General features: G+C 40.9%; 8 protein-coding genes and 4 tRNA genes. 8 read left to right on the forward strand and 4 right to left on the reverse strand.

The window, feature by feature from the left end:
- Positions 1–419: 419 nt before the first annotated feature.
- From CWB80_RS21165 to CWB80_RS21175, 3 genes are all read right to left on the reverse strand, one after another.
- Positions 420–2,576, reverse strand: a complete 2,157-nt coding sequence (locus CWB80_RS21165; protein ID WP_138601899.1) for an ATP-binding protein — start codon at positions 2,574–2,576, stop codon at positions 420–422.
- 112 nt (positions 2,577–2,688) lie between these two features.
- Positions 2,689–3,345, reverse strand: a complete 657-nt coding sequence (locus CWB80_RS21170) for a helix-turn-helix transcriptional regulator (RefSeq protein ID WP_054554870.1) — start codon at positions 3,343–3,345, stop codon at positions 2,689–2,691.
- 230 nt (positions 3,346–3,575) lie between these two features.
- Positions 3,576–3,947 (reverse strand): histidine triad nucleotide-binding protein, encoded by a 372-nt coding sequence (locus CWB80_RS21175; RefSeq protein ID WP_054554869.1) that lies wholly within the window; start codon positions 3,945–3,947, stop codon positions 3,576–3,578.
- A gap of 105 nt (positions 3,948–4,052) precedes the next feature.
- On the opposite strand from CWB80_RS21175, the gene CWB80_RS21180 reads away from it, so the two are divergent.
- Positions 4,053–4,682: a DUF2057 domain-containing protein gene (locus CWB80_RS21180; RefSeq protein ID WP_138601901.1), complete on the forward strand. Its 630-nt coding sequence runs from the start codon at positions 4,053–4,055 to the stop codon at positions 4,680–4,682.
- 52 nt (positions 4,683–4,734) lie between these two features.
- Here CWB80_RS21180 and CWB80_RS21185 read toward each other — a convergent pair whose 3' ends face one another.
- Entirely contained in the window at positions 4,735–6,579 is a 1,845-nt protein-coding gene (locus tag CWB80_RS21185; RefSeq protein ID WP_138601903.1) for a M1 family metallopeptidase, read from the reverse strand.
- Positions 6,580–6,724: 145 nt separating this feature from the next.
- On the opposite strand from CWB80_RS21185, the gene murB reads away from it, so the two are divergent.
- From murB to CWB80_RS21220, 7 genes are all read left to right on the forward strand, one after another.
- Complete coding sequence (gene murB / locus CWB80_RS21190) at positions 6,725–7,735, forward strand: UDP-N-acetylmuramate dehydrogenase (protein WP_138601905.1); 1,011 nt, start codon at positions 6,725–6,727, stop codon at positions 7,733–7,735.
- A complete protein-coding gene (gene birA, locus CWB80_RS21195) occupies positions 7,732–8,724 on the forward strand; it encodes a bifunctional biotin--[acetyl-CoA-carboxylase] ligase/biotin operon repressor BirA (RefSeq protein WP_138601907.1) in 993 nt (330 codons plus the stop codon). The genes murB and birA overlap by 4 nt, the downstream gene beginning before the upstream one ends.
- A complete protein-coding gene (locus tag CWB80_RS21200) occupies positions 8,721–9,419 on the forward strand; it encodes a type III pantothenate kinase (protein ID WP_138601909.1) in 699 nt (232 codons plus the stop codon). The genes birA and CWB80_RS21200 overlap by 4 nt, the downstream gene beginning before the upstream one ends.
- 117 nt (positions 9,420–9,536) lie before the next feature.
- Positions 9,537–9,612 (forward strand) — tRNA-Thr (locus CWB80_RS21205).
- A gap of 40 nt (positions 9,613–9,652) precedes the next feature.
- Positions 9,653–9,737 (forward strand) — tRNA-Tyr (locus CWB80_RS21210).
- Between the two features lie 44 nt (positions 9,738–9,781).
- Positions 9,782–9,856, forward strand: a tRNA-Gly gene (locus tag CWB80_RS21215).
- Positions 9,857–9,869: 13 nt separating this feature from the next.
- A tRNA-Thr gene (locus CWB80_RS21220) sits at positions 9,870–9,945 on the forward strand.
- Positions 9,946–10,102: the final 157 nt, after the last annotated feature.

Genomic DNA, 10,102 nt, shown 5'->3' on the forward strand with positions numbered 1-10,102 from the left:
CGCAACCAACTGAAATTAAAGATTAAAATTAAATGAGTTTGATAAGTAGGCACGCGAAAGCGTGTTTTTTTATGCCTGAAATTCAGATTCATAACCCGAAGGTCGTCGGTTCGCCCTCAAAACTCACAGCTCCCGCAACCAACTGAAATTGAAGATTAAAATTAAATGAGTTTGATAAGTAGGCACGCGAAAGCGTGTTTTTTTATGCCTGAAAAAGTAAGTCTTAAGTAATCATACCACAATCAGTTTGAAGCCGAATCGTGTTATTTGTAGGCTTTAGCCAAGGCCTACTTCAGCGCCGAAAAACATTTCACGGCTAAAGTCGTTCTCATGTTTTGATGTAGGCGTGAAATTTATTTCGCGCGTTATCTTTTGAATATTGCACGATATAAAATCGCGCCTACAATGCTCGCTTACCGCTATGATAACTCACGCCTAGCATGCTTAAGGTAAGCTTGTAGACTTTCTTGCCAAAGTATTAGGGCTTCGGTTAATAGTTCTTTTAAGGGCTTGTTATCAAGTAACTTACGTTCGATGCGCTTCAGCTCTGTACCGTATCGATTAAATCCTAGCTGCAATGCTGTGCTTGCTTGACGGTGAATCAGTTTGATGCACTGCTCTTTGTCATCATCTACAAGTTGTTGACAACGAATGAGTTTATTTCTAGCAGATAAAACAAACTCATTGTAAATCGATGATACCTCATCCTCGCTGAATGAGCTTATCAATGTAGCAGCTGCCGTTTCATCGTAAAGTGTATCTCGTAATTCCACCGCGATACTCGCAGATTGGTTTGTTTGTGAATCGCTCAGAGCTTGACGTAATTTCTGCTGCTTTATTGGTTTGCCTACAATATCTTTTATACCTAGTGATAAATACTCTTTTACTTCATCTGGACTGAGGCTAGCGGTAAATGCTAATACTGGCGTGCGTTGATTTAAATGGTCGATATTTTTTAGCTTTTTTAAGACTTCTTGCCCTGTTAAATCAGGCAAATTCATATCGAGTAATACCACATCAAAGTGATGTTTTTGCATCAGTTCAATTGCGCTATTGCCATCTTTTGCAAGTTTTATCTTGTGCTCATCATCAGCCATAAATTCGATGGCAATTTTCTGATTTAAATCGAGATCTTCAACTAATAACACGTCTAGGCCAGTAACATAATCCTTTGATTGGTGACGCTGTTCAACTAAGCTAAGCTCACCAATAGCAAGTGAAATATCAAAGCTGAAAGTGCTGCCTTTTTTAAGCTCACTTTCTATGTTGAGTTTACTGCCTAACTTTTCGAGTAGCCGGCTGGTAATTGCTAAGCCAAGGCCTGTGCCTCCTTTCTCTTTACCTGCACTACTTTGCACGTATGGTTCAGTGAGGTAGGCTATTTCTTCATCTTCAATACCAGGGCCAGAGTCAATCACACTTACTCTAACTAGGTGGTCTAGTTGGCCTTCATTAAGAAGCTTCACATGAATCTTTACGGCTCCTTGGTCAGTAAACTTAATTGCGTTACCTACTAAGTTTATAATAACTTGCCTGAGTTTTTGTTGGTCGCAGTAATAACATGCCTGTTCTGGCAAATCATATATCAACTCAAACTTTAAGTGTTTTTGTTCTGCTAGGGGGCTGAGAAGTAGGCAAAGATTATTTAGCCAAGTTTTAAACTCAACATCCTCTTCATAGAGTGCTTCATCTCGTTGATCTAAGCTGGCGTAGTCGAGAACTTTATCTACTAATAAATTTAATGATTCAGCGGAGTTAATAATTGCTTCGCAATAAGGTTTATCACGGGGGTCACTCGATTGGTTCATGATCAACTGTGCACTACCTAAAATACCGTTTAACGGTGTGCGAATTTCATGACTAATAGTTGATAAGAACAAACCTCTTATTTCTAAATCTTTATGGGCTTTTTCGGTGAGTTGATTAAGGTTTTGCTCACGCCTTTCATTACATAGTAGTGCCATGCCTGTAGCATAGAACATTGGAGCTATTACGCCATTAATAAATAAAGTGAAACTAAACCAGTCTGCAGATAATAGGTTGGCGGTTGTAATATCTCCCATCATTAAAGTACGGCCAGTAAACACCGCTAGGATAATGCTGAGAATTAAAATATAAACAATACTGCCATTAGGGTAACTTTTACGGCCATTACGAATAAACAAAGCCAGTAAAAACAATGATTCAACAATATGTTGAAGGTCAGAAACCAATATTCGGCTGCGTAACTCTGCGCTGTCAGTAGCAAGGTAAATCATAGTGATAGCTAAAGCGACTGTGATCGAAACAAAGGTTTTAAAGCCAACGCATTTGGCATTCAAAAACTGACAAATTGCGAGTACATGGATGATTGAGGCACTAAACAGTAGAGTATTTGCAATGGCAACACTGGCAAGGTTATTAATATGGCCATGTAGTGCAAAACTCATTACTGATGCAAACATCACAAGTGGATAAAAAATATAGAGTAAGGTGCCCGGAGTCTTATTGTTGGTTCGCCAAGTAAGGTAATTAAGAAGGGTCATTACTGCCATCATGGCAGCGCTGGCGTAATATAAAGTAGCTGAGTCGAGCATTGTATTTCCAGTGTTTGGCAATCAGTTTGAGCATAAAGTCAATTACAGTGATTAGCAACCAGAAACAAAAACAGACGCAGTAGCGTCTGTTTTAACAAGTAGGGTATTTCGTTTAACGAATTTCGTCAGGAATATTTTGCTGAGCCCAAGATAGTAACTCAATACGATTACGACACTTAGTTTTTCTAAATGCACTGTATAAGTGAGTTTTCACTGTATGCGGACTAATACTTAAATCTTCAGCAATTTCTTTGTTTTTCGAACCTTTACTCATTAATGAAATAATAGCTTTTTCACGTTTGGTAAGCTTAACTGGTTCGATATCACCGTCTGTTAATTTATGTAGTGCGTCTTTGTTAAACTGCAACATACGGTTAAGTGCATTACACATAATATCACGACGGTACCAGAGTTGGTCTTCAAGTAACAAACGAATGCCTTTCATTAGCACATCGGCGTTATCCGTGGTGTAAAATACACCTCTTATGCCACTTAGAAGAGCGCGATTAGCTAGTTCTGGGTTTTCATCTAGATTAAATAAAACAATATCGCATTTAATTCGTAGATTAACTAATTGCTCCTTTAGTTTTCCCCACGGATCTGTACTTGACGTTTCAATGAATAGCAATCGTGTGCCTTCAGGTACTTCAGAAATATCAGTACCAGTTGTCACAGTAAGTCCTTGTGTTTTTAACAATGGTTCTAATACATTTACACCAATCGTGTTAATCGGTTCTGGATCTAATAATAAAAAGGCTGAACTACTCATATTTATTCACTCTTGAAAAAAGTTGACAATTGCATCCTATCACGCAATCCACCCCTTTCGTATTAGAAATTTCTGAGACTTGTGCAGGAAAAGTACAGTTTGTGTCTATTTTGTGTCAAAAAATACAGCTAGTTAACTAATTGCAATACATTAACTAGCTGATCTGTCACTATTATAGACAAAAACAGTATCTTTGTTCTACCTTTTACATATTTTTACATACTAAAATATTAGAGATTGGTTTTTTTCTTGTCTTGATACGGAGGCCAGCCCATTGTTTTACCTGCCAGCATATGTAGGTGTATATGGTACACAGTTTGTCCGCCATGGTCATTACAGTTCATTACGACGCGAAAACCGTCTTCACTAAAGCCAAACTGTTTGGCAAGTTTGGCAGCAACCACATATAAATGACCGACTAAAGATGCATTTTCTTCTGTAACATCATTAATCGTCGCTATTGGTGTTTTTGGGATGATCAGCACATGAAAAGGGGCTTGTGGGTTAATATCTTTAAAAGCTAAAGACAACTCGTCTTCATATACAATATCAGCAGGGATCTCTCGGTTAATAATCTTTGTAAAAATAGTCTCTTGGCTCATACTTAGCTCTCTTATAAATGTGGTTAAATGACCGCCCACTAATGACAAACTTTATTTGCAGTGTCAAACTGAAACTGCCGTAAATTGAACAACCAAGGAGTGAACATGCGTAAGTTAGTATTACTGAGTAGTGCGTTAATGCTATTAAATAGTTTAAGTAGTGTCGCTGAGACTATTCACTTTCCAGAAGAGTTTGTACCTTTACAAGTCGGAGAGCGACTTATTGAGCAGTCGTTTTTCAGTCGTGTTGACGATGTTGAACTTGCTCCTGGTACTTACCAAGTGAAGATGAAATATACCGATCTTTACGAGCAAGGTTATGATGACCACCAAGTTGTTGAGTCAGAGCCATTCTGGGTTGAGCTCACAGTAGAGAGCGGCAAAAACTATGACCTAGTGTTTAATCGTGCCAGTAATGCTGTTGCGGCAGAAGTGTTTGCTGAATCACCGCAAGTAAGCTTAAAAGCCAAGGGCAGTGAACTTGCTGTGCCACTATCGATAGTTAGCTATCGTGCAGCTAGCGCGCCTGCACAAGCTGTAGCCAGTGCCCCAGTTGCTGCTACAAGTACAAGCAACAAGCCTGCGACTGCTGTCCCTGTCACATTGCCTGCAAAAGTACCCGGCGGACAAGCGGGTTTGAAAAATATGCCAAGTGCGGCTGCGATGCTTGAGTTTTGGTGGCAACAAGCAAGCCCAGAAGAGCGCCGTGCGTTCTTACAAAAAGTAAGTAACTAATAAAATAATTAAAAAAGGCGCTGATTGCAGCGCCTTTTTTGTGTTTGATGACTTACTTGGCAAATAAGTCGTCAACAGTACCTTGTGCAAGCGGGTGGTAACCCGGACGTGCTTTTAAGTACACATCATGCGCCCAGTCTTTTTTACCGTTTTTAATAAGTGCTTTATAGAGTGGCACAATTAATTTACGACGACCGATGCCTGATAGGTGTTCATCAAGCGCTGGGTAAATTGGTTGATAACCATTACCTACCGCTAGCATAAACCATGCGAAAGCACGCTCTGCATTCGTTGACTGTGTTAGGTTGAATTGGTTATCAAGCTCAGTCATTTTTTCGATGCTTAAATCGCGAGGTAGGTTATTCAAAAAGTGTAGCCACTCGTGAACTGACCAATCCGCTGTTGGCAATTGGGCTGCGCTAATTTCGCCGTTTAACCATGTTTTGGTTACAGCATCAACTTTATCGAAGGCATCAGACGTTGGGTTAGGAGCATCGCTTGGTAAACCAGGCTCAAAGATCCACTCATTAACTTTATCCATGCTCACAACGCCTGGATATTTTTCGATCAAGTTAGCTTTTAAGTAAGTAACAAATTGCGCTGTTGTAAGCGACTTAAACGCAAATTGGTCAAAGTAACCCTTTACGAATGGGTCAAACTTATCACGGCCAAATTTGTTTTCTAAATAAATTAAGAAAAGTTGACCTTTAGTGTAAGGCACCGAGCTAAATGCATCATCAGGATCGCGGCCATTAAGTTTTAAGTTAAGTCGCGTATCTGGTGCTGGTAGAGTTTTAAGTAATGCACGTAAGCCGGCTGCATCAAGCGCTTGTTCCATAACTGCACGGTCACGACCAAACACTTCTTCCATAATGCGGTTTTCAACGTAAGACGTGAAACCTTCGTTTAGCCATAAATCTTCCCATGTCGCATTGGTTACTAAGTTACCAGACCAAGAGTGAGCAAGCTCGTGAGCAATTAGGTTTACTAAGCTTTTATCGCCAGCAACAACCGTTGGTGTAATGAATGATAAACGTGGGTTTTCCATGCCACCAAATGGGAAGCTTGGCGGTAGCATTAATAAGTCATAACGACCCCATGCGTATTCGCCGTACATCGCGTTAGTTTTATCGATCATCGCTTGCGTGTCGTTAAACTCAGCAACTGATGCATCTAAAATTGTTGGCTCAGCAAAGATACCCGTTTGCTTAGTCATAGCTTTAAATTCTAAATTACCAGCACCAATTGCGATTAAGTATGGCGAAATTGGTTGTGGCATATTAAAGAGATAATCGCCGTCCTTATAAAGTGCATCTTTGTTATCAGCACTCATTACCGCACGAATGTCTTTAGGAGTGTGAATACGTGCCGAGTAGGTTACGCGCATTGCTGGCGTATCTTGTACTGGGATCCAACTACGAGCATGAATTGCTTGTGATTGGCTGTACATAAATGGGTGTGATTTACTGGCTGTTTGCTCTGGCGTTAACCACTGTAAACCTGAAGCTTCTGGGCGGCTGTTGTAATAAATACGTGCTTTAACCGCTTGGCTTTTAAATTTAATTGTTAATTTTGAGCCCTTCACGTCATCACGTGCAGCAAGGGTGAAGTCAGCTTTGTGCCAGCTGCCTTTTTGATCTTGATACATTACTTTGTCGATATCTAAATCGCGTGTATCAAGTACCAGTGTTTTGCTTGTTGCATTGTGCCAATCTAGCGTGTGCTCAACAAAACCTTCTAGTTGTTTGTCATCAAAATCAACATCTAAATCTAGTAGTAGGTGAGTGGTTGTTACGTCATCTAAGTTTGCGTAAGTGTGCTGGCTGATTGCATCTGCAGTTGCTTGAGAGCAAGCACCGACCATAGCAAGACTTAAAAGTAATGGTTTAAACTTCATAATAACCCTGGAACGGAAATGAAAAAGAGCCCGTTTTATAACATGATTAGTGCAGTGGGTTGAGTGATTTTTACAATCTAATGCGTATTTTGCGACGATAGGTTACACTAATGCGATTAGTTACCGGTAACCTTTGAGGCGTTTTGTGGCTCAGTCCCTGCAATCTTTTCATACCTTTTCTTTGCCAAGCCAATGCCAGCATTTTTATCAAATTGATGAAGTGAATCAGCTTTTAAGCACAGACTTTTCTGGGCCATTTTGTATTTTAGGTGAAGGCAGTAATACGGTGTTTTTATCTGACTACCAAGGTGCTGTGATCCACATGAATACGAAGGGCATCGACATAGAGCAGCAAAACGATGGCTTTTTATTACACATTGCAGCCGGAGAAAACTGGCACCAATTAGTTGCTATGGCTATTGCTAATGACATGCCTGGGCTTGAAAACCTTGCTTTAATACCTGGAACGGTTGGTGCTGCACCAGTGCAAAATATAGGTGCTTACGGTGTAGAACTTGAAAAGTTTGTGAGTTATGTCGACTACTTTGATATTGCAACCAAAACGATAAAGCGCTTAACTAAAGGCGAATGCCAATTTGGCTATCGTGACTCTATCTTCAAGCATGCACTGAAGAACAAAGCTGTAATCACCCAAGTAGGGCTGCTGTTACCTAAAAAATGGCAGCCAGTGCTGAGTTATGGACCATTGCAACAGCTTTCAGAACCCTCTCCACAGCAGGTATTTGAGCAAATCATCACGACCAGAAACAGCAAACTACCAAACCCCAGTGAACTTGCGAATGCAGGCAGTTTTTTCAAAAACCCAGTGATCAGGAATGAGCAACTTGCTTTACTTTTAAAAAGCTACCCAGAGCTACCTCATTACTTTGTGGATGCTGAGCATCATAAAGTCGCAGCAGGGTGGTTGATTGAGCAAGCTGGGTTAAAAGGTTTTAAGGTCGCCGGTATTGAAGTGCATCAGCAGCAAGCGTTAGTGCTAGTAAACCATGGTAACAGTAAAGGTGATGACTTAATTGCCATGGTAAAGCATGTACAACAACAGATTTGGCATAAATATCAGATTGCTTTACAGCATGAAGTACGCCTGATCAATGCTGAACATGAATGCCACATTGAATTGGGAGCTTCATCATGAAAGCGCCAGATGGAAATAAGCTCGCTATTTTACAAGCTTTAAATACCGGTGGTTTTATTTCTGGTCAGCAATTGGGCGAGCAGCTCGGTATTAGCCGTGCAGCAGTGGGTAAACATATTCATTCTTTGCAGGAGATGGGGCTCGATATATTTAAGGTTACGGGTAAAGGGTATTGCCTAAATAATAGTGCAGGCTTACTGAACAAAGATAAGATCGGTCTGCATTATAATGAGTTAGGTGGCAGCACCGCTAATGTTGAAGTGCAGCCTATTATTGACTCAACCAACAGTGAGTTAATGCGCCGTTTGCAAACAGAAGTATCACTGCCATCTGGAAGCGTATTAGTCGCAGAAATGCAGCAAGCGGGAAGAGGGCGCCGTGGGCGCGTTTGGCAATCTCCATTTGGCGCAAACTTATACTTTAGTTACTTTTGGCGTTTGGATGATGGTTTGCAAGCTGCTATGGGGGTATCTATTGCTGTTGGGCTTGCTGTTTACGATACGCTTAAAGCCTTATATCAATTGAATGTAGAGCTTAAGTGGCCAAACGATATCTACTTAAACCGTGAAAAATTAGCGGGTGTATTAGTTGAGCTTGATGGTCAGCCGCAGGGGCCTTGCCAGCTTGTAATAGGTATAGGTATCAATTTACATATGCCAGAAAGTGTTAGCCAACACATAGATCAAGCATGGACTGATTTAAGCCAGCATGTACAGGGATTAGATAAAAACAAGCTGGTGGCCTATTTGTGCTTTTATTTAGAAAAACGCTTAGCTCAGTATCAGCAATCAGGTTTAAACGATATGTATCTACAGTGGAATCAATTAAATGCATTTGCTGGTGAGTGTGTTGAGCTCAATACGGGTCATCGTAGCTGGCGTGGTATTTGTGAAGGAATTGATAACCAAGGTGGCGTGCGTATTCGCCAAGACGGCGAAGTGAAAAGTTATTATGGTGGTGAAATTTCATTACGTAAGGCTGAGCTATGAAACTATTAGTGGATGTTGGCAATACCGCCATTAAAGCCGTTTTGTTTGATGGTAAGGATTATCAAGCTTGTGAGCTCAGTAATTTACCTTGGTCACAAATAACAGAGCTGGTCTATGCCTGTGTGGGTAACACCGAGTTACTTAAACCGTTATTAGCACAGGCGCAGCAATATGCCGTTCCTTATTTTGAAGCAGAGGTGACCGCTAAACTCGCTACGTTAACCTGTGCATACCAGCAGTTTCAAAACCTAGGAATTGATCGCTGGCTCGCGGTAATAGCTGCGTATGTCGAATATCCCGAGCAAAACTGCATTATTATTGATGCCGGTACTGCAACGACAATTGATGTGCTAAACCAAGAAGGTGCGCATCTAGGTGGTTGGATCTTACCTGGCCTTGATTTAATGACCTCTTCACTTACCCAAAATACGCAACGTGTGTTTGATGATGAGCAAATCCCATTTACGACTGAGTTAGGGCGTAATACGCCAAATGGCCTAAAAAATGGTGCCATGGTTGCTACTCTAGGCGCAATCGAGCAGGCAAAAAAACACCTTAACCAACAGGATTGCCAGTTAATATTTGCTGGTGGTTATGGAAAGCTGTTAGCAGATACATATAGAGATGCTAAGTTTGACAGCTTGCTCGTATTTAAAGGACTGAATTATTGGCGTGAATTAGCTATAAAGCAGTAAAAATACGGCAATTTGCCTGAATAGTGAGCGTTTAACACATAAATTCACATTTTTTTTAATTTTATGGTTGCATCACAATAAACCTTACCTTAGAATCTCGCCCCGTACTAAAGCAGTGCCGACTTAGCTCAGTTGGTAGAGCAACTGACTTGTAATCAGTAGGTCATCCGTTCAACTCGGATAGTCGGCACCACTTTCCTTTTACCGGAAGTGACTTAGTAAAGAATTTTCGTGGAGGGGTTCCCGAGCGGCCAAAGGGATCAGACTGTAAATCTGACGGCTCAGCCTTCGCTGGTTCGAATCCAGCTCCCTCCACCACTTTATTCTTGACGGTTAGAGGTAGTTTAAGAACAGGTTCCTATGCGGGCATCGTATAATGGCTATTACCTCAGCCTTCCAAGCTGATGATGCGGGTTCGATTCCCGCTGCCCGCTCCAGACTTCTGGTGTTGCTGATATAGCTCAGTTGGTAGAGCGCACCCTTGGTAAGGGTGAGGTCGGCAGTTCAAATCTGCCTATCAGCACCAGTATCGAGAACTCATCTTAATTTCTTCCTTTATCTGTCAGAAAAAACTATTTGAAATTTGAAAAAATTAAATTAATCTACCCTCGGTGGATTATTTTCATATGTAATCTAGATACACAAAACTGATAGGTTCCGTCATGGCAAAAGAAAAGTTTGAA

Source organism: Pseudoalteromonas sp. S1650 (assembly GCF_005887195.1).
Taxonomy (GTDB): Bacteria; Pseudomonadota; Gammaproteobacteria; order Enterobacterales; family Alteromonadaceae; genus Pseudoalteromonas; species Pseudoalteromonas simplex.

Bases quoted from the DNA above. Each gene is read 5' to 3' on its own strand.
- CWB80_RS21165 (WP_138601899.1), bottom strand. From the start codon at position 2,576: ATGCTCGACTCAGCTACTTTATATTACGCCAGCGCTGCCATGATGGCA.
- CWB80_RS21170 (WP_054554870.1), bottom strand. From the start codon at position 3,345: ATGAGTAGTTCAGCCTTTTTATTATTAGATCCAGAACCGATTAACACG.
- CWB80_RS21175 (WP_054554869.1), bottom strand. From the start codon at position 3,947: ATGAGCCAAGAGACTATTTTTACAAAGATTATTAACCGAGAGATCCCT.
- CWB80_RS21180 (WP_138601901.1), top strand. From the start codon at position 4,053: ATGCGTAAGTTAGTATTACTGAGTAGTGCGTTAATGCTATTAAATAGT.
- CWB80_RS21185 (WP_138601903.1), bottom strand. From the start codon at position 6,579: ATGAAGTTTAAACCATTACTTTTAAGTCTTGCTATGGTCGGTGCTTGC.
- birA (WP_138601907.1), top strand. From the start codon at position 7,732: ATGAAAGCGCCAGATGGAAATAAGCTCGCTATTTTACAAGCTTTAAAT.
- CWB80_RS21200 (WP_138601909.1), top strand. From the start codon at position 8,721: ATGAAACTATTAGTGGATGTTGGCAATACCGCCATTAAAGCCGTTTTG.